The organism is Microbacterium sp. 70-16, assembly GCF_001898315.1.
Lineage (GTDB): Bacteria > Actinomycetota > Actinomycetes > Actinomycetales > Microbacteriaceae > Microbacterium.
Map to the genome: position 1 here is coordinate 41,587 of NZ_MKTQ01000028.1, position 19,235 is coordinate 60,821.

A 19,235-nucleotide genomic window follows, 5' to 3' on the forward strand; every position below is an offset into this window, starting at 1 on the left:
CGACGCCGACCGGCCGGGCCGCTCCACGGACCCGGCCGGTCGTTCGCAGCACGAGAGGGCGCCGCACGCGCGCGGGATGCCGGACGCGCGAGCACCGACGCGGCAGGGCGCCCGCGCCGCCGCTCAGCGCGCGAGGACGCGTGCCTCCCAGGGGCGCAGCACGGCGGCATCCGACGCGGCGCCGAGGTTGTCGAGCACCTGCTCGGCATCCGCCCACTCCTCCGGCAGCTCGATCGTCGACGGCGTGCCGGACAGGTTCGCGAGCACGAGCAGCCGATCGCCCTCGTGCTCGCGCTCGTAGGCGAACACCCCCACGCCCCCCAGCTCCAGCCGTCGGAACGACCCGAGCGCGACGACGGGGCGCGCATGGCGCAGCGCGATCAGACGCCGATAGTACGCGAAGACCGAATCGGGGTCGTCGTACTGCGCGGCGGCGTTGAGCCACGCGTGGTTCGGATTGACCGCGATCCACGGCGTCCCCGTGGTGAAGCCGGCCTCCGCCGAGGCGTCCCACTGCACGGGCGTGCGCGCGTTGTCGCGACCGCTGTGCCGGATGCCGTCGAGTACCTCGGCCGCGACCTGGCCGAGCTCGGTGGCCTTGGCGTAGTGGTTGATCGACTCGACGTCACGCAGGTCGTCGATGCCGGCGAACGGCATGTTGGTCATGCCGATCTCCTCGCCCTGGTAGATGTACGGGGTGCCGCGCAGCAGGTGCAGCATCGTGGCCAGCGCCGTCGCCGACGCGCGCCAATGCGCGGCGTCGTCGCCGAACCGCGAGACGGCACGGGGCTGGTCGTGGTTGGACAGGTACAGACTGTTCCAGCCCTTGGCGCCCAGCGCATCCTGCCACCGGGTCAGCGACTCCGCGAGACGGCCGGGGGCGATCGGGACGGGATGGAACTTGTCCGCGCCATGGTCGAGGCCGACGTGCTCGAACTGGAACACCATGTCGAGCTCGTCGCGGGCCGGGTCGGTCAGCAGCAGCGCCTCGTCGGTGGTGACCCCGGGCATCTCGCCCACCGTGATGAGATCGCCGCGACCCTCGAACACCTCGCGGTGCATCTCCTGCAGGAACTCGTGCAGCCGCGGCCCATGGGCGTAGTGTGCGAAGCCGTCGCCGAGTCCGGTGACCGGGTCGGCGACGCCGTCGGGCAGCGCGACGTCCTTCGAGATCAGATTGATGACGTCCATCCGGAAGCCGTCGACGCCGAGCTCCAGCCACCACCGCATCATGGCGTAGACGGCCTGCCGGACCTCGGGGTTCTCCCAGTTGAGGTCGGGCTGCTTGCGGTCGAACAGGTGCAGGTAGTACTCGCCGGTCCGTTCGTCCAGCTGCCAGGTCGATCCGGAGAAGAACGACTCCCAGTTGGTCGGCTCCGCTCCCTTCTCGCCGGCTGCGAAGCCGTCGCGTGCGGGGCGCCACCAGTACCAGTCGCGCCGGGGGCTGTCCGTCGACGAGCGCGACTCGACGAACCAGGGGTGCTCATCCGAGGTGTGGTTGACGACGAGATCCATGACGAGCTTCATGCCGCGGGCGTGGACGTCGGCCAGCAGCTCGCGGAACTCGTCCATCGTGCCGAACAGCGGGTCGATGTCCTGGTAATCGCTGATGTCGTAGCCGTTGTCGGCCTGCGGCGACCGGTAGATCGGCGAGAGCCAGATCACATCCACCCCGAGCCGCTGGAGGTGGTCGAGCCGGGACCGGATGCCTCGCAGGTCGCCGATCCCGTCGCCGTTCCCGTCGACGAAGCTGCGCGGGTAGATCTGGTAGACGACGGCCGAGCGCCACCACTCCGGTGCGGTCTGAACGGATGAGCCGAGGGGCTGGGAGAGGGTCACTTGATCGCTCCGAGGTTGACTCCGCGCATGAGGGTGCGCTGGAAGATGAGGAAGAACACGAGGGCGGGCAGGATGCCGGCCAGGGATGCCGCCGCGAGGGCGGTCGGGTCGCTGGTGTACTGCCCGCTCAGGGCACCGAGCGCGACCGAGACCGTCTGGTTCGCGGAGCTGGGCAGCAACACCAGGGGCAGGAAGAAGTCGTTCCAGGTCCAGATGAAGAAGAACGTCACGAGCACCCCGAGTGTCGGCCGGGTGAGAGGGAAGACGATGTGCCACAGCACCTGACGTCGGCTGGCGCCGTCGATCCGCGCGGCCTCGAGCACCTCGGTGGGGAACGACCCCAGCACCGAGGCGAGCATGTAGGTGCCGAACGCGCTCTGCAGCACCGACAGGATGATGATCACTCCGAGCTTCGTGTCGTAGAGCCCGAGGTTGCGCGTCAGGATGTACAGCGGGTAGACCAGCGCCTCCTGCGGGATGGTGAACGCCAGCATGAAGACGGCCAGCACCCAGACCCGCCCCTTGATCTTGCCGATGCCGATCGCGAACGCGCTGAGCAGGCTGATCGCGGCGGCGATGAGGGCCACGCTGCCGCTGATGATGACCGAGTTGACCAGCTTCTGGTTGAAGTCGATCCCCGTCCAGAACTTGATCAGGGCGCTGAAGTCCAGCGAGGTGGGCACGCTGATGGGCCCGTTCGCGATGTACTCCGGGGCCGGCTTGAAGGCGTTGATCAGCGCGAGCCAGAACGGGAAGATCATCAGGATCGCGATGGCGGCGACCACGATCAGCACGACCCAGCCGCTGACGCCGCGGCGACGGTGGCGGGTCCTGTCGACGCGGGCGCGGGCCTTGCGGGCGGCCTTCGGGTCGATCAGTTCGGGTGCGGCCCCGGTGGGCGCGGTGACGGTCATTTCTCGAATCCCTCGGTGTTGCGGGTCTGGAACAGCAGCAGGCCCACGGCCACGACGGTGACCACCAGTGCCAGCACCGTCGCCACGGCGGCGCCGTACCCGACCTGGGTCGTCGTGAAGAAGTTGTAGTAGGAGAAGTACGCCGGGACGATGGTGCTCGTCCCCGGGCCTCCCTTGGTCAGCACGAAGATCGGCGCGAACACCTTCAGCGCCGCGACGCTGGTCGTGATCACCACGACCGCGATCTCGGGACGCAGCTGGTTGAGCGTGATGACGCGGAAGCGCGTGAACCAGCCCGCTCCGTCGAGTTCGGCGGCCTCGTACAGGGCGGGATCGACCCTCGAGAGGCCTGCCATGAAGATGACGACGGTGTAGCCGATCTGCAGCCAGATGAGCACGTTCATGACGGCGTAGATGGCGAAGTTCGGATCGCCCAGCCAGTTCTGGGCGAGATCGCCCAGGCCGACGGCCTCCAGCATCGTGTTGATGATGCCGTACTCGGGCTGGTACATCCACTTCCACAGCACGCCGGCGACGGCGATCGGCAGGATCTGCGGCAGGTAGAACAGGGCACGCAGGATGCTGGAGGAGCGCGCCCCGAAGCGCGGCGCGATGTAGTCGAACAGCACGGCGGCCACGAGCACGCCGAAGGCGGTCGGCACGATCGCCATCGCGAAGATGAACGCGATGCTGTTGAGGAACGACGTCCAGAAGGTCGGGTCCGCGAACAGCCGGACGTAGTTGTCGAGTCCGATGAACTGCGGCGTGCCGACACCGCGGTACTTCGTGAGGCTCAGGTAGACGTTCATCCCGAAGGGGATGAGCACGACGGCCGCGAAGCCGAGCGCGCCGGGGATGAGGTAGCCCCAGTAGCCGCCGGCCGGCTCCAGTGCGGAGCGGCGGCGTGCGGAGGGTGCGGTGACGGTCATGTCGTCTGGCTTTCGATCGGGGTGTGCACGGCGGCGGGTCCCGCCGCCGTGCACACGAGGGTCACTGACCCGCGTCAGCGCGTCCCTGCTCGTACGCGGTGCGGATGCCGTCGACGACCTGTTCCGGCGTCTTGGTGCCCTGCACGAGCTCGGTGTTGTTCTGGATGAGGATGTCGTTCAGCCCCGGCACCGGCCAGTCCGGGTACCAGGCCAGGCCGCCGTCCTCGGAGCTCTGCAGGTCGGCGAAGCGAGCGCTCAGCAGCTGACCGATCGGCGAGGTGATCGCGTCGGCATCGGCGGCCACGGGCACCTGGCCCTCCTCACCGAGGAGGTTCTGGATCTCGGGGCTCATCGTGATCTCGAGGAAGTCGTACGCGAGGTCCTTGTTCTTCGCCTTCGCGGGGACGACCCACAGGTTGCCGCCCGACCCGGGGTGCAGGTCGTTGCCCGGGAACAGGAACTGGTCGAACTCGAAGTCGGTGATGTCGTCGGCGAAGTTTCCGCCCCACCACGAGCCGGAGTAGAAGATCGGGTAGGTGCCCGCCTCGAACGCGTTGCCGGAGTCCTGCGCCGGGATGCCGGTCGAGTCCTTGCTGATGTAGCCCTTGGCCACCCAGTCGGCGACCGTCTCGGCCGCCGTCTCCCAGGCATCCCAGTCGACGTCGCCGTCGAAGCGCTGGTAGGCGCCCAGCGACTTCTCGTCCATGTTCGCCAGGGCGAGCGCGTAGAGCAGGTGCGGGCCGGGGTAGTCGGCCGAGCCGAGCGAGAGCGGCGTGATGCCGTTGTCGACGAACGTCTGCATGACGTCCTCGAACTCGTCCAGGGTGGTCGGCACCGAGAGGCCGTACTTGTCGAAGAGGGTCTTGTTGTACCAGGTTCCGACGAACTCGCCGTAGTTGGTGATGCCGTAGCGCTCCCCCGAGCCCATCAGGCCGTTCTCGTACAGCCCCACGTCCTGCGCGGAGTCCGACAGATCCCAGCCGCGCTCCTTCGCGACGTCGGTGAGATCGGTGAGCAGACCCGCCTGCGACACGAGTCCCGCGGTCGCGTTGCCCTTGAGGTACTCGAGCACGTCGGGGGCGTCGTCGGTGTCGAGCAGCAGCTGTCCCGACTGCTGCATCTGCTCGTAGGTCTTGAGCTCGAACTCGACGGTGACGTCGGGGTGCTTCTCCTTGAAGATGTCGATGGCCTTGTTCCAGGCGACCGACAGCGCCGAGTCGTCGTTCTCCCACCACCAGACCTTGAGCGTCTTGCCGTCCCCGGCGGCGGCCTCCCCGCCTGACGAGCAGCCGCTCAGTGCCAGCGATGCTGCGGCGAGCAATCCCGTGGCGGCGACGACCGCACGGAGCTTGCGATTGGTGAACACGTGTGACCTCCTATGGTCCTTGGTGCGTCCGGTCCTTCCTCGGACAGGAATATGTTTACAGCAAACATATTCGGGTGTCAACGCCGCACAGTCGGGACACTCGCGGCCATGAGTAATGTCCGATCCGGACATATCAGCGTGCCCCATACTGGACGATGTGAGCACACAGACGTGGAGTCCCGGAGCCGGGGCGGCACTGCCGGTCGCGATCGAGGTCCTTCGTCGCGGTCCGATCTCGCGCGCGGACATCGCGCGCCGACTCGGACTGTCGCACGCGTCGCTGTCACGGCTGTGCGCGCCGCTGCTGGACCGCGGGATCATCCACGACGTCGGCGAGCACAGCGACGGAAAGGTGGGCAGGCCCTCGCGACTGCTGGACGTCGACGCGGCCTCCCACTACTTCCTCGGCCTGAAGGTCCGCGAATCCGAGGTCGTCGGCGCGATCACCGACCTGCGCGGCGACGTCGTGTCGACGCGCACGATCGGGTTCGACGACCGCAGCCCGGATGCCGTGCTCGATCGCATCGTGGCGCTCCACGACGCACTCGGCGAGGAGCATCCGATCGCCGGCATCGGCATCGGCATCGGCGCGCGCACCGCCCACCGCCGCATCGTCCGGCATGCGCGCTTCCTCGGCTGGGAGGATGTGCCTCTGGCCGAGCTGGTCGAGACGGCGACCGGCGTGCCCGCTCTCGTCGAGAACGATGTGGTCGCACTGTGCGAGTACGAGGACTGGTTCGGCTTCGCCAGCGCCGACGACAGATTCGCGGTGGTGACCCTGGGGATCGCGACCGGCTTCGGACTGGTGGTCGACGGGCACCCCATCGTGAACGAGGACTACGGGATCGGCCTGGTCGGCCACTGGCCGATGGATCCCTCGGGGCCCCTGTGCGCCCTGGGACACCGCGGATGCGCGGCCGCGCTGCTGGACGCCGATGCGATCACCCGGTACGCCGGCGAGGCGCACGGCAGGCCGGTCGGCTACGAGGAGGTCCTGGCGCTGGCCGAAGCCGGCGACCCCGCTGCGACCCGCATCCTCGGCGATGCCGCGCGCGGCCTCGGCATCCTGCTCGCCGCCGTCTGCAACCTGGCGCTGCCGGAACGGATCGTGATCGCCGGCGAGGGCGTCGGCATCGCGCGCTGGGGAGCGGAGCCGATGCTCGCCTCGCTCCGCGCGCACCGAGACGCCCGGGCGCACACCCCGCCGATCGACTTCGCCGCCGGAGACAACGTCGAGTGGTCGCGAGGGGCGGCGGTCCTGGCGATTCAGGCGTTCGTGCGCGGAGACGCCGCGACCAAGACCGCGTAGCCACTGCCGTCGGCCGCGGGCTCCTCAGGCCGACGGCAGATGACGCCGCCAGCTCAGCGCGACGACCCCCACACTGAGGAGCGCGATCACCGCACCGGCCAGGAACATCGTCGAGTAGCTGAGCCAAGTGCCCAGCGCGGCGAGGATCGCAGGGATGAAGAAGCCGACGTAGGTCAGCGAGTAGTACACGGCGGTCAGTCCCGCGAGGTCGTCGGGGCCGGCGATGCGCTGGATCTCGCGGAGTCCCCCGACCAGCAGCATGCCGTACGCCGTCCCGAGCACCGCAGCGGCGACGAAGGCCCACGGCAGCGAGTTCAGCCCGACCGCGACGGCGGCGAGCAGCATCGCCGGAACGGTCACCGTCAGCGCCACCCCGATCCCACGGGCCGAGCGCGGCGTGTCGATCCGGGCGGCGAAGCGCTGCACCGCCACGCCGCAGCCGAGTGCGACGACGCACAGGAGCCCCGAGACCCCGATCTCGAAGCCCGGCGCCTGCGACATCATGAGGCCGGGCAGAATCGCGTAGGCGCTCGCCGCGGTGCCGAACACCCACGGCGCCATCGGGGCGACGACGAGCAGGAAGCGGCGGTGCATCGCTGTCGGGATCCGCAGGTCCATCCGGAGCGGGCGGCTCACCGCGGAGCGCGTCCTGCTCTCGGGGGCGCGCACCAGCACGGCGAACGCGGCGAGCGTGATGACGATGTGCACGACGTACGGCGCCACGGCGCGCGCGGGCCCGAACTGCGCGAGCGCGGCTGCGACGCCGGCGCCCAGCGCGAACCCGATCGTGAGGGCGAGTGCAGCACGCGACGCCCCGCGCCCCTCGACGGGCGCGGCGTCGAACGGGGCCTCGGAGAGCTCTTTGACCCAGCTCGTGCCGACCGCCATGACGAGACCCAGCGCGATGCCCGACAGCACGCGGCCGGCGAACAGCAGGGGGGCCGATGCCGCGCCCACCGCCAGCAGTCCGCTTCCGGCGACCGCGATCAGCGGTGCCGGCAGGAACAGCGGGCGACGCCCGTACCGGTCGGAGAGCGGGCCGCCCACCAGCAGAGCGGGGACGATGCCGAGGACGTAGGCCCCGAGCAGGACGTTCACCGTGAGCGCGCTCATCTGGTCGAGCTGACGGTACATCACGAGCAGCGGCGTGAACTCGTTGCCTCCCCACGCCACCGCGAACAGGGCCGCGCTCACACTGAACCACGGCGCGATGCGCATGCGGCCGGCCGGCGCGGCCGGCGTCGGGTGCCCGCCGGTCCGCGGCATTCCGGTGCGCGCAGCGCCCGTGCGGATCGTCGCGGTGGCGCTCACGGCAGCAGCTCCCGGTGGGTGTTGCGGATGTGGCGGGCGAGCGCCATCTCGAACGCATCGGGTTCGCTCTCGGCGACGAGCCGAGCGAGCATCTCGTGGTCGTGCAGCACCTGCTCCGTGCGGTCGTCGCGTCGCCACAGCGACCTGGCCACCATGCGCCGCTGCCTGTCACGCAGCGTGGCGAAGAACTTCGACAGCAGGGCGTTGCCGCCCGCGTCGACGATCGTCGCGTGGAAGGCGGTGTCGGCGTCGGCCAGCCCGACGAGGTCGCCCGCGACGTAGGCGGCACGCTGCCGCTCGATGACCTGGGCGAGCGCCGCGGCGACCTGTGCGGCACGCTGCGCGTCGCGCGTCAGGCGTCGCACCGAATCGGTCTCGATCAGGACGCGGGCATCGACGACGTCCTCCAGCTCATGCGGCCGGACCTCGACGACGAGGGCCCCGCGCTTGGGATACAGCCGCATCCAGCCCTCGGCCTGCAACCGCAGAAAGGCTTCGCGCACCGGCGTGCGGCTCATGCCGAGGGCATCGGCGACCGCGCCCTCGCTCACCATCTCGCCGCCGACGAGGTCGCCGTCGAGGATCCGGGTCTTCACGTCGGCATACGCGATCTCGGCGGCCGACGTCGCCTCGGGAGGCGCGGCACTGGTCTCGTCAAGCTGTTGCACAACATAGATACTAGTCGCATGCGAGTGAGATCGCGAACGGCGAGGCGCTCCGCGGGCGTAGCCTCGCAGCATGGACGGCCTCGCGGCGGTCGACTTCGAGCTCGCGCGGCAGGTGCTCCAGCGGGGCACCGCCGCGCTGTTCCTGATCGCGTTCGCGTCGAGCCTCGCCCAGTTCCGGCGACTGCTCGGCGATAACGGCCTGCAGCCGGCACGCGACCTGCTCGCCTGGGCCGCGTCCTCTCCCGCGCGCGAAGCTCCTGCGGCCGACGCTGTTCCGCCGAGTGCGGTACACGGATCGGCGGCTGGTCGTGATGTGCTGCAGCGGCATCGGCGTCGCAGCGCTGCTGATCGTCGGCATCCCCCAGCTGGGGCCGCCGTGGGTGCCGATGATCGCCTTCCTCGCGCTGTGGGCCGGGTACATGTCCATCACCTCGATCGGGCAGACGTTCTACGGGTTCGGGTGGGAGATGCTGCTGCTCGAGGCCGGGTTCCTCGCCGCCTTCCTGGGCTCGGACGACCAGCCGCCGCCGACGACGGTCATCGTGCTCTTCTGGTGGCTCGTGTTCCGGCTGGAGTTCGGTGCCGGCATGATCAAGATCCGCGGCGGGCGGGAGTGGCGCGACTTGACGGCGCTCATGTACCACCACGAGACCCAGCCGATGCCCAGCCCTCTCAGCCGCCAAGCGCACCTCCTGCCGGCGTGGTTTCACCGCGGCGAAGTCCTGGGCAACCATTTCGCGCAGCTGATCGTGCCGTGGTTCCTGTTCGCGCCGATCCTGGGGTTGTGGATCCCCGGGCCCTGGCCCGCCGTCATCGGAAACGTCGCGGCGGCGGTCGTCATCGCGACGCAGCTGTGGCTCGTGCTGACCGGGAACTTCGCGTGGCTGAACTGGGCGACGATCGTGCTGGCGTTCTCGGCCTTGTCGGTGCCAGGGTCCGGTGAGCGGATGCCGGATGCCGCGCCGCTCGGCGGCATTCCGCCGTACTGGGTCGTCGTCACCGGTGTCGTGGCGCTCGGGTACGTCGCGCTCAGCGTGCCCGCCGCGCGGAACCTCTTCTCGCGCCGTCAGCTCATGAACGCGAGCTTCAACCGGTGGCAGCTCGCGAACGCCTACGGTGCGTTCGGCACCGTCACGAAGGAGCGCATCGAGTACGTCGTCGAGGGCACGACGGATGCCGATCCCGACACCGCCGCGTGGTGCGAGTACGCGTTCAAGGGCAAGCCGGGCGACGTCCGCCGCATCCCGCGGCAGTTCGCGCCGTATCACCTGCGGCTCGACTGGCTGATGTGGTTCCTGCCGCTCGGGCGGTCGCTCGAGGACTGGTTCACCGCGTTCCTCGTGCGCCTCCTCGAAGCGGATGCCGCGACGTTGCGGATGCTGCACCGCGATCCGTTCGGCGGCGAGCGGCCGCGGTGGGTGCGGGTCGTCTCGTACCGCTACCGCTTCACGACGAGGGCCGAGCACCGGGTCTCGGGCGCCGTGTGGTTCCGCGACCGCCGACACGTGCTCGTCCAGACCCTCGGCTTCGGGGGCGACCGCGACCCCGATCGTTGAGCGAGCCCACCGGTCGTTGAGAAGCGAGCCCGGGGCGTCCCCCGCCGGTCGTTGAGCGAGCGAGGAACGAGCGAGACGAAACGCCCCAACCGGTGCGGGGAGAGTTACGACGTTTCGTCTCGGTCGCTGGCGCTCCCTCGCTCAACGACCGGGGGGCAACACCACTCGGTCGCTGGCGCTCCCTCGCGGGGCGACCGGGGAACGATGTTCGTCTCGGTCGCTGGCGCTCCCTCGCTCAACGAGCGGAAGACGCGGCGGCGGTGGCGCGGGCGACCCAGCGGGGCTCGTCGCCGTAGCGCTGCGGCGGGATCAGGCGACCCGCCGCACAGTCGGCGACGAGCGTCGCGAGGCGGTCGGCGCGGGTCTGCTCGCGTTTAGCCGAGAGCACCCAGTTGCCGGCCACGCGGCGGTACGACGGTGGCGCTGCCTCCCAGAACGCCTGCGCGGCGGGAACCGCGGCGATCGCCGCAAGCCCGTCGGTGCCGAGTTCACGCCGGGTCTCGTACGAATACCCCGCTACGCTCTTGTCTCTCCGCTCGAACGCCGCGATGCCCGCTGGATGCATCCGCCCCTCGGCCAGCAGACGCTCGACGTGCGCGATGTTGACGGCACTCCAGTTCGACGTCGGCTTGCGGGGCGTCCACCGCTGACGGCGCGCCTCGTCGTCGATCCGGTAGCTGGTGGAGTCGATCCACCCGAAGCAGAGCGCTTCGGGAACGGCGTCCTCCCACGTCAGCCCTCGGTCGGGGTGACCCTTGCGCCGCAGCCCCATCCACAGCTCGGTTGCGGTGGCGTGGTGCTCCTCGAGCCAGGCGCGGAAGGCCGCGGCATCCGCGAAGAAGACCACCTCGACATCGTCACCCACGCCGCCGACGGTAGCAGCGGCATCCGACATCAGCGCAGGGTCAGCCGGTTCCAGCGTCCCGGCTCGTCGAACTCGCCGTACCGCACGTCGGCACCGTCGGAACCGACCGATGCCGCGCACACGAGCAGCGACAGCGTGGGATAGCCGAACGGCCGGTTGTCGCGCACGATCGCACGGTCGTCGACCGATCCGACCGCGCTCGTGCGCTCGAGGACGTCGAGCCAGCCCTCCCACCAGTGCGCGTCATGCGGGTCGGTGTCTCCGAACGCGTCGTGCCACGCCGAGATGCGGGCGGTCGCGGGGTCGTCGACGTCGTCGTGGGCGATCATGTGGATGCCGGGCGCGAGATCGACGGTGCGCACGGTGACGCCGTCCCACATCGTGACGCGGGCGCCGGCGGCGGTGACCTCGACGAGGTTGTAGCCGTGCGTCCGCGGGCGCTCCCCCGCGGAGCCCGCCACCGGGGCCGCCCCGGCGAGCGCGTCGAGGACGACGTGCCCGCGCGAGCCGAGCGTCTCCTCCGGCTCGGTCACGACGTCGGCGCGGTTGAGGATGACGGCGACGCGCCCGGCGGTCGGGTCGGCCGCGAGCCACGCGCCGCCCGCGCGACGATCACGAACACCGATGACACCGGTATGCTCGGGCCACCACTCCCCCAGTGGGTCCCACGTGCGGGCGGGGTCCTCGTCGCGCACGGCGAGCAGGCGCACCGGCTCACCGGTCGCCGCCGGAGACTCGGGAACGTGGACGATGACGGTGCACACGGTGCTCGTGACCTCTCCGCCCGCCTCCCGGCGCGTGGGAGGATCGGACCATGTTCGTTGTCGTGGGTGTGACGGGCGGCATCGCCGCGTACAAGACGGTGCAGGTGGTGCGCACCCTCGTGACGAGCGGTCACGAGGTGCACGTCGTACCCACGGCGGATGCGCTGCGGTTCGTCGGGACGGCCACGTGGGAGGCCGTCAGCAGGAATTCTGTCACGACGAGCGTGCACGACGACGTCGCGCAGGTGCGCCACGTCGCGCTCGGCACCTCCGCCGACCTCGTGATCGTCGCGCCGGCGACCGCGAACACCCTCGCCCGCATGGCGGCGGGCATCGCCGACGACCTGCTCGGCGTGACGCTGCTGGCGACCACCGCGCCGGTCGTCGTCGCGCCCGCGATGCACACCGCGATGTGGGAGCACGCCGCGACGCAGCAGAACATCCAGACCCTGCAGGAGCGCGGCGTGCACATCGTCGGCCCCGCCGACGGTCCGCTCACCGGCGGCGACAGCGGCCCGGGACGCATGGTCGAGCCCGACGAGATCGTCGCGGCAGCGCTCGCAGTCGCCGCTGGCACCGCCGCGCACGGCGACCTCGCCGGCCGGCGCGTGGCCGTGTCGACGGGCGGCACGCGTGAGCCCATCGACCCGGTGCGGTTCCTCGGCAACCGCTCCAGCGGACGGCAGGGCGCCGAGCTCGCGCTGACGGCGGCCGACCGGGGCGCCGCCGTGACGCTCGTCGCGGCCCACGTGGACGACGGCGTGCTGACGGCGGTGGCGCGGCATCCGCGGATCACGCTCGTGCGCGCGTCGACGGCCGCCGACCTCGAGAGCGCGATGACGGATGCCGCGGCCACTGCCGACGTCGTCGCGATGGTCGCCGCCGTCGCCGACTACCGGGTCGCCGAGGTCGCCGCGCACAAGCTGCGCAAAGAGGACGGTCCCCTGCAGCTCGACCTCGTCGAGAATCCCGACATCCTCGCGGAGCTCGTCGCCGGCCGCAGCCCCGGCCAGATCATCGTCGGGTTCGCCGCCGAGACCGCGTCGGACGACGCCGAGCTGCTCGAGCGCGGCCGCCGCAAACGCGCCCGCAAAGGCGTCGACCTGCTGGCCGTCAACCGCGTCTCGTGGGACGAGGGCTTCGAGGCGGCCGAGAACCGCGTGCTGCTGCTCGACGCGCGGGGTGAGGTCGTGGCGGATGCCGCGGGCACCAAACGCGCCGTCGCCGACGCCGTCTGGGACGCGGTCGCCGCCCTCCGGTGACCTGGGCGACGAGGCGCCCCGCTACGCCTTCTGCTGGATGTCCAGGAGCGGGGTGCCGTGCGTCGTCGGGCCGAGCGCGACCGGGTCGACGGTGTCGAACTGGTCGGCGTTGAGCACGATCACCGGGGTGATGAGCGGGTAGCCGGCCTTCTCGATGACGGCCCTGTCGAAACTCACGAGCGGGGTGCCGACCTCGACGCGGTCCCCGTTTCGGACCTTGACGTCGAAGCCTTCGCCCTTGAGGTTCACCGTGTCGATGCCGACGTGGATGAGGACCTCGGCGCCGTTGTCCAGCTGCAGCCCGAACGCGTGCCCGGTCGGCTGAGCGGCCGCGACGACACCGGCGCCCGGCGAGTAGACGGTGTCGCCCGTCGGCTCGATCGCGACGCCCGGGCCCATCACTCCGCCGGCGAACACCGGATCGGGCACCGTGTCGAGGGCGACGACGGTGCCGTCCAGCGGCGAGGCCACCTGCAGGAGCGCGCCGACCCCGGCATCCGGTTCGGCGACGGCGGTGGCCGTCGCGGCGGCGGGCGCCACGGCGGCGCCTTCACCCGCAACTCCGGCGAGCTCCTGCCCTCCGGCGACGGCGGGGATCGTGTCGCGGGCGGCTCCGGCCGTGGTCGCGCCGGCGACAGCGGTCGCCGCGGCATCCGCCGGATTCTTGTAGCCCGAGAAGATGATGAGCAGCATCGCGACGATGAACGCGCCGGCGACCGCGATGATGTACAGGCCGATCGGGTCGAACGCGGGGATCGTCAGCAGCGACGTGAAGACGAACGCCTGCGTCGTGATGCCGTGCTCAAGTCCCAGCATCAGCGAGCCGACGCCGATGATCAGGCCGCCCGTGAGGCATCCGACGAGCATGCGTGGATAGATGCGCTTGAACCGCAGATGGATGCCGTAGAGCGAGGGCTCCGAGATGCCGCCGAGCAGGCCGGCGGCGAGCGCGCCCGTCGCGGTCTGCTTCATGTCCTTGTCCTTCTCGCGCCAGGCGAGGAACAGCACGCCGGCCGTCGCGCCGAAGCACGCGAAGTTCCACGCGCCCATCGGGCCCTGGATGAAGTCGTAGCCGAGGGTCTGGATGTTCAGCAGCATGATCGCGTTGATCGGCCAGTGGAGCCCCAGCGGCACCATGAAGGGATACGCCAGCGGGATGATGATCGCGAAGATGAACGGCGAGAACGTGTTGATCGCGGCGAGGGCGCTCGCCAGGCCCGCGCCGACGTAGACGCCGATCGGGCCGATGAGGAACGCCGTCAGCGGGATCATGATGAGCATCGCGAGGAACGGCACGAAGATCAGCTGCAGGTTGTCGGGGATGAGCTTCTTCAGCCCCTTGTACAGCGGGCCGAGCACCGCCGCCATCAGCAACGGCGGGAACACCTGCGACGAATAGTCGGCGATCGGCATGGGCAGGCCCCACACCTGGACGATCGCGACCTGTGCCTGCTCGAATCCGAACAGCGGCGTCTTGTCGACGCCGGTGGCCAGCCCCGAGAAGCCGGGAAGCATGAGCACCGCCATGATGGCGAATCCGACCCACGGGTCGGCGCCGATCTTCTGCGACGCGTTGTAGGCGACCATGAGCGGCAGGAAGACGAACACACACTGCCACATCAGGTTGACGAACGCCCACGACGGGTCGAGCGTCACGCCCGGCGCGTTCCAGGCCGGAATGACCTCGAGGGTTGCCATGAGCGCCATGAAGGTGATGAACAGGGATGCCCCGAGCAGCGCACCCAGGATCGGGCGGAACGAGTCGGAGAGGAACTCGAACAGCGAGTCGAGCCATGCGTTCGTGCCGCGCGGGCCCTTCGCGCGCTCGCGCGCCTTGATGTCATCGGCGGTCTCAGCCGCGCCGGACGCCGCGGCCCCGCCTGACGCCATCGACGGCAGCGCCATGATCTCGTTGTAGACGGTCTGCACCCCGCCGCCGATCACGACCTGGAAGCGGTCGCCGGCCTGCGGCACGGCGCCGAGCACGCCCGAGACGGCTTCCGCCGCGTCTTTGTCGGCTTTCGTGCCGTCATGCAGCTGGAAGCGGAGCCGGGTCGCGCAGTGGGTCAGGCTGGCGATGTTGCCGGGCCCGCCGACCGCCTCGACGATGTCGGCTGCGGAGTTGGATGCCATCGTGCTTCTCCTCGCTGATCGTGCCCCGCGGTGACGCCGAGGCGTTCCTGAGAATCCGCTGGATTCACCTGCTCGTGAGCCTAGCCGCGCGACGGATGCCATCGAAAGGCCCTCCGCCGTGAATGAACGCGCGCGTTCAGCCTCGCGCCGACAGCGCCCGCGCGGCGCGGGTGAGGGCGGCGACCGCGTCGGGGATGACGTCCTCGGTGACGCGTGCCGCGGGGCCCGAAATCGAGACGGCGGTGGGGCCTGCCGAGGCATCCGGAACCGCGACGGCGATGCAGCGGACGCCGACCTCCTGCTCACCGTCGTCGACGGCGAACCCGCGGCGGCGCGTCTCGCGCAGGTCGGCCAGCAGCGCCTCTTCGCCGACGAGCGTCGCATCGGTCAGCGGCGGCATGCCGGTGCGCCGCACGAGCGCCCGCACGCGCTCATCGGGCAGCAGCGCGAGCATCGCTTTGCCGACGCCGGTCGCGTGCGGCAGCGCGCGGCGGCCGACCTCGGTGAACATCCGCATGCGGTGACGCGAGGGCACTTGCGCGACGTACAGGACGTGGTCGCCGTCGAGCACGGCGAGGTTCGCCGTCTCGCCGATCTCGTCTTCGAGCTCCTGCAGCGCGGGGCGGGCCTCGAGGGCGAGCTGCGGCGTCGCGCGCAGGCCGAGGCGGATCAGCGCCGGCCCGAGCACATAGCGGCGCGAGTCGGCCTGGCGCACGTAGCCGTGCGCGGCGAGCGTCTTCAGCAGGCGGTGCACCGTGGGCACGGGCAGCTCGAGGCTCGCCGCGAGCTGAGCGAGGGCGACATCGGCGCCGGCCTCGGTGAGTTCGGCGAGCGCCTCGAGCACGCCGAGAGCGCGCGCGACCGACTGCACTTCACCCTGCGTGACCACCTGCCCCACCGCCTGTGCGACCACGGCATCCCTCTCTCTGATTCCACGATGCGAAACATGATCTCATCTTGTGGAGTGTCCGTCTACTCTGTCAGGCATCCGTTCCTTCGACGCCGATGGAGGCCGACATGACCACGTACCGCACCCGCGCTGATCTGCAGGTCGCCGAGCAGATCGTCGATTTCGCCGAGCCTGCCGTCGTCGAGGCGGGCCTGGACGTCGACGCGTTCTGGGCGGGCGTGAGCGACATCGTGCACGAGCTCGGCGCCCGCAACGCCGAACTGCTGCGCGTGCGTGACGAGCTGCAGAACCGCATCGACGACTTCCACCGCGCGAACCCCGGTGTGCCGGATGCCGCGGCCTACCGTGCCTTCCTGACCGAGATCGGGTACCTGCTGCCCGAACCCGAGTCGGTGCAGGTGACGACCGAGAACGTCGACCCCGAGATCGCCACGACCGCGGGCCCGCAGCTGGTCGTGCCGCTGCTGAACGCCCGCTTCGCGCTCAACGCCGCGAACGCCCGCTGGGGGTCGCTGTACGACGCGCTGTACGGCACGGATGCCATCGACCGCACGGGCGACCTCGCGCCGCTGCGCGGTTACAACGAGGCCCGCGGCGCCGAGGTCATCGCCCGCGGACGCGAACTGCTCGACCGCATCGCGCCGCTACAGAACGGCTCGCACGCGGATGCCACCGGCTACACCGTCTCGGGCGGCGCCCTGCAGATCGCCCTCGGCGAGAGCGCGACGACGCTCGCCGACCCGACCGGCTTCGCCGGCCACACGGGCGAGGCGGATGCGCCGACGGGCATCCTGCTGAGCCATCACGGTCTGCATGCCGAGATCGTGATCGACCCGGCGAGCGCGATCGGCGCGGGTGATGTGGCAGGCGTCGCCGACATCGTGCTCGAGTCGGCGATCACGACGATCATGGACCTCGAAGACTCGGTCGCCGCGGTCGACGCCGAAGACAAGGCGCTCGGCTACCGCAACTGGCGCGCGCTCATGGACGGCACGCTGCAAGAGCAGGTCAGCAAGGCCGGCACGACCTTCACGCGCACGCTCAACCCCGATCGCGAGTACACGGCGCCGGACGGCTCGGCCCTCGTGCTGCCCGGCCGCTCGGTGCTGTTCGTCCGCAACGTCGGCCACCTGATGCGCACCGACGCGGTGCTCGATCGCGACGGTGCGGAGGTGCCCGAAGGCATCCTCGATGCGATCATGACCTCGCTCGGCGCGCTGCCCGATCTCGAGCGTCGCGCGAACTCGCGCACCGGCTCCTTCTACATCGTCAAGCCGAAGATGCACGGGCCCGACGAGGTCGCCTTCACTGCCGAACTGTTCGGCCGCGTCGAGCAATTGCTGCAGCTTCCGTCGCGCACGCTCAAGGTCGGCATCATGGACGAAGAGCGGCGCACGTCGGTCAACCTCGCGGCGGCGATCGCCGCGGCATCCGACCGTGTCGTGTTCATCAACACGGGCTTCCTCGACCGCACCGGCGACGAGATCCACACGTCGCTGCAGGCGGGCCCGATCGCGCCGAAGAGCGGCATGAAGGCCGAGCCGTTCATGCAGATCTACGAGACGCGCAACGTCGCGATCGGCCTCGCGAGCGGCCTCGACGGCCGCGCCCAGATCGGCAAGGGCATGTGGGCCATGCCCGACCTCATGAAGGACATGCTCGAGCAGAAGATCGCGCACGTGCGCTCGGGCGCCTCGACGGCGTGGGTGCCGTCGCCGACGGCGGCGACACTGCACGCCCTGCATTATCACGAGGTGGATGCCTTCGCGCAGCGCCCCACGTTGCCGGCGCTGCCGGCAGACAGCCTCGACACGCTGCTGCAGATCCCGCTCGCGGTGCCCGGCTCGCTCACCGACGAGGTCGTCGCGACCGAGCTCGACAACAACGTGCAGTCGATTCTCGGGTACGTCGTGCGCTGGATCGACCAGGGCGTCGGCTGCTCGAAGGTGCCCGACATCCACGGCGTCGCCCTCATGGAGGACCGCGCCACCCTGCGGATCTCGAGCCAACTGCTGGCGAACTGGCTCACGCACGGTGTGATCTCCACGCAGCAGGTCGACGAGAGCCTGCTGCGGCTGGCGGAGGTCGTCGACGAACAGAATGCGGGCGATGCGGGCTACGAGAAGCTTGCTCCCGGCGGGGTCGGCGGCACGGCGTTCGAAGCCGCGCGCAGCCTCATTCTCGAGGGTGCCGCACAGCCGAACGGGTACACCGAACCGCTGCTGCACGCGCTGCGCCGACGCAAGAAGTCCGAGGCGCTCGCGGCGGTGTGAGACCCGCTCGCGGGGTGGTCTGCGGGGGTGTGCGTCCAGGGTTTGCCCAGGTTCCGTGCCGGTTTCGTCCAGAAACTGTTGCCAATCTGTGACCTTCGTGTCCACCCGAGGACGCACACCGCACGTCGCGCTTCGTCGCTTTCGCGGTGCTGATCCACCGGAAGTACCTCTTTTATGCCCCGTCTCCCGTTCCGTTCTGCCACGCCCGCGCTTCTGACCGCAGGCCTGATCGTCGGGATGGTCGCCACGACCGGCGCCGCCGTCCCCGCCTTCGCCCAGCAGACCGACACCTCCGCGTCGTCGACCGTCGGTGCCATCTCGGCGCCGCTGAGCACCATCACCGCCGACGCGCAGACCACGCTCGCCGACGCCAAGGATGCCCTCGCCGCCGCGCGTCAGGTGACCGTCGACATCCGCACGTCGGGCCTCGACATCGCCTCGAGCACGACCGTCGTCGACACGAGCGCCCTGTCGCAGGTCATCGACGAACTGGACGGGATCGACCTGACCCCCACGCTGCTGCTGCCCGCGCTGACCGCTGATGCGGCCGCCGAGGTGCAGAGCGTGCGCGAGGGCACCGCCGCGCTGCGCGGCCAACTCGACGCCGCGATCGCGAAGAAGGCAGAAGAGGAAGCGGCCGCGAAGGCTGCCGCCGAAGCCGCTGCTGCGCAGGCTGCCGCCGAGGCCGCTGCCGCGCAGGCCGCCGCTGAGGCCGAGGCTGCCGCCGCTGCCGAAGCCGCTGCCGCGCAGTCGACGGCCACGGCATCCGCCCCGGCTGTCAACGTGAACGTCGACCCCGCGTCGGCGCAGGGCATCGCCCGCGACATGATGGCCGCCAACTACGGCTGGGGCGACGACCAGTTCGCGTGCCTCGTGGCGCTGTGGAACAGGGAGTCCGGCTGGAACGTGTCGGCCTACAACGCGTCCAGCGGCGCGTACGGCATCCCGCAGGCTCTCCCCGGCAGCAAGATGGCCTCGGCCGGCGCCGACTGGCAGACCAACCCGGCCACGCAGATCGCGTGGGGCCTGGGTTACATCTCGGGTCGCTACGGCACCGCCTGCGGCGCGTGGGACCACTCGCAGTCGACCGGCTGGTACTGACACACCTGATCGCGGCTCGGTGGCGCCGCGTCCAC

Annotated in this window: 14 protein-coding genes and 1 pseudogene; 5 read left to right on the top strand and 10 right to left on the bottom strand. The window is 70.4% G+C overall.

Going from position 1 to position 19,235, the window contains the following annotated elements; translation table 11 throughout:
* Positions 1–123: 123 nt before the first annotated feature.
* The 4 genes from BGO46_RS12340 to BGO46_RS12355 form a co-directional block, all read right to left on the bottom strand.
* Positions 124–1,839 carry an alpha-glucosidase gene (locus BGO46_RS12340; protein ID WP_292676736.1) on the bottom strand — a complete coding sequence of 572 codons (1,716 nt, stop codon included), beginning with the start codon at positions 1,837–1,839 and terminating at the stop codon, positions 124–126.
* The gene (locus BGO46_RS12345; protein ID WP_292676735.1) at positions 1,836–2,753 is read right to left on the bottom strand and encodes a carbohydrate ABC transporter permease; all 918 of its coding nucleotides are present in this window, start codon (positions 2,751–2,753) and stop codon (positions 1,836–1,838) included. The genes BGO46_RS12340 and BGO46_RS12345 overlap by 4 nt, the downstream gene beginning before the upstream one ends.
* Entirely contained in the window at positions 2,750–3,682 is a 933-nt protein-coding gene (locus BGO46_RS12350) for a sugar ABC transporter permease (RefSeq protein ID WP_292676733.1), read from the bottom strand. Before BGO46_RS12350 ends, BGO46_RS12345 begins: the two co-directional genes overlap by 4 nt.
* Positions 3,683–3,743: 61 nt before the next feature.
* Positions 3,744–5,048: an extracellular solute-binding protein gene (locus BGO46_RS12355; protein ID WP_292676731.1), complete on the bottom strand. Its 1,305-nt coding sequence runs from the start codon at positions 5,046–5,048 to the stop codon at positions 3,744–3,746.
* 157 nt (positions 5,049–5,205) lie between these two features.
* On the opposite strand from BGO46_RS12355, the gene BGO46_RS12360 reads away from it, so the two are divergent.
* Positions 5,206–6,357: an ROK family transcriptional regulator gene (locus tag BGO46_RS12360; RefSeq protein ID WP_292676729.1), complete on the top strand. Its 1,152-nt coding sequence runs from the start codon at positions 5,206–5,208 to the stop codon at positions 6,355–6,357.
* Positions 6,358–6,381: 24 nt separating this feature from the next.
* On the opposite strand, the gene BGO46_RS12365 is transcribed toward BGO46_RS12360, so the two are convergent.
* Both BGO46_RS12365 and BGO46_RS12370 read right to left on the bottom strand, forming a co-directional pair.
* The gene (locus BGO46_RS12365) at positions 6,382–7,668 is read right to left on the bottom strand and encodes an MFS transporter (RefSeq protein ID WP_292676727.1); all 1,287 of its coding nucleotides are present in this window, start codon (positions 7,666–7,668) and stop codon (positions 6,382–6,384) included.
* Positions 7,665–8,336: a GntR family transcriptional regulator gene (locus tag BGO46_RS12370; RefSeq protein ID WP_292676725.1), complete on the bottom strand. Its 672-nt coding sequence runs from the start codon at positions 8,334–8,336 to the stop codon at positions 7,665–7,667. Before BGO46_RS12370 ends, BGO46_RS12365 begins: the two co-directional genes overlap by 4 nt.
* A gap of 70 nt (positions 8,337–8,406) precedes the next feature.
* Here BGO46_RS12370 and BGO46_RS12375 point away from each other — a divergent pair.
* A pseudogene (locus tag BGO46_RS12375) lies at positions 8,407–9,892 on the top strand (lipase maturation factor family protein).
* Positions 9,893–10,127: 235 nt separating this feature from the next.
* On the opposite strand, the gene BGO46_RS12380 reads toward BGO46_RS12375, so the two are convergent.
* Positions 10,128–10,787, bottom strand: a complete 660-nt coding sequence (locus tag BGO46_RS12380) for a YdeI/OmpD-associated family protein (RefSeq protein WP_292676723.1) — start codon at positions 10,785–10,787, stop codon at positions 10,128–10,130.
* A complete protein-coding gene (locus tag BGO46_RS12385) occupies positions 10,787–11,521 on the bottom strand; it encodes an NRDE family protein (RefSeq protein ID WP_281652562.1) in 735 nt (244 codons plus the stop codon). Before BGO46_RS12385 ends, BGO46_RS12380 begins: the two co-directional genes overlap by 1 nt.
* 50 nt (positions 11,522–11,571) lie before the next feature.
* Here BGO46_RS12385 and coaBC point away from each other — a divergent pair, with 50 nt between their 5' ends.
* A complete protein-coding gene (coaBC, locus tag BGO46_RS12390) occupies positions 11,572–12,783 on the top strand; it encodes a bifunctional phosphopantothenoylcysteine decarboxylase/phosphopantothenate--cysteine ligase CoaBC (protein ID WP_292676721.1) in 1,212 nt (403 codons plus the stop codon).
* A gap of 21 nt (positions 12,784–12,804) precedes the next feature.
* Here coaBC and BGO46_RS12395 read toward each other — a convergent pair whose 3' ends face one another.
* Together BGO46_RS12395 and BGO46_RS12400 are read right to left on the bottom strand one after the other, a co-directional pair.
* Positions 12,805–14,916, bottom strand: coding sequence for a glucose PTS transporter subunit IIA (locus BGO46_RS12395; RefSeq protein WP_292676720.1), 2,112 nt, complete (start codon positions 14,914–14,916; stop codon positions 12,805–12,807).
* 136 nt (positions 14,917–15,052) lie between these two features.
* Positions 15,053–15,829, bottom strand: coding sequence for an IclR family transcriptional regulator (locus tag BGO46_RS12400; RefSeq protein WP_292676718.1), 777 nt, complete (start codon positions 15,827–15,829; stop codon positions 15,053–15,055).
* A 104-nt stretch (positions 15,830–15,933) separates the two neighbouring features.
* Between BGO46_RS12400 and BGO46_RS12405 the strand changes: the two genes are divergently transcribed.
* On the top strand, positions 15,934–18,099 hold the full coding sequence (locus BGO46_RS12405; RefSeq protein WP_292676714.1) for a malate synthase G: 2,166 nt from the start codon (positions 15,934–15,936) through the stop codon (positions 18,097–18,099).
* A 174-nt stretch (positions 18,100–18,273) separates the two neighbouring features.
* Positions 18,274–19,200: a lytic transglycosylase domain-containing protein gene (locus BGO46_RS12410; RefSeq protein ID WP_292676712.1), complete on the top strand. Its 927-nt coding sequence runs from the start codon at positions 18,274–18,276 to the stop codon at positions 19,198–19,200.
* Positions 19,201–19,235: the final 35 nt, after the last annotated feature.

Bases quoted from the DNA above. Each gene is read 5' to 3' on its own strand.
- BGO46_RS12345 (WP_292676735.1), bottom strand. From the start codon at position 2,753: ATGACCGTCACCGCGCCCACCGGGGCCGCACCCGAACTGATCGACCCG.
- BGO46_RS12380 (WP_292676723.1), bottom strand. From the start codon at position 10,787: ATGTCGGATGCCGCTGCTACCGTCGGCGGCGTGGGTGACGATGTCGAG.
- coaBC (WP_292676721.1), top strand. From the start codon at position 11,572: ATGTTCGTTGTCGTGGGTGTGACGGGCGGCATCGCCGCGTACAAGACG.
- BGO46_RS12350 (WP_292676733.1), bottom strand. From the start codon at position 3,682: ATGACCGTCACCGCACCCTCCGCACGCCGCCGCTCCGCACTGGAGCCG.
- BGO46_RS12405 (WP_292676714.1), top strand. From the start codon at position 15,934: ATGACCACGTACCGCACCCGCGCTGATCTGCAGGTCGCCGAGCAGATC.
- BGO46_RS12410 (WP_292676712.1), top strand. From the start codon at position 18,274: ATGCCCCGTCTCCCGTTCCGTTCTGCCACGCCCGCGCTTCTGACCGCA.
- BGO46_RS12395 (WP_292676720.1), bottom strand. From the start codon at position 14,916: ATGGCATCCAACTCCGCAGCCGACATCGTCGAGGCGGTCGGCGGGCCC.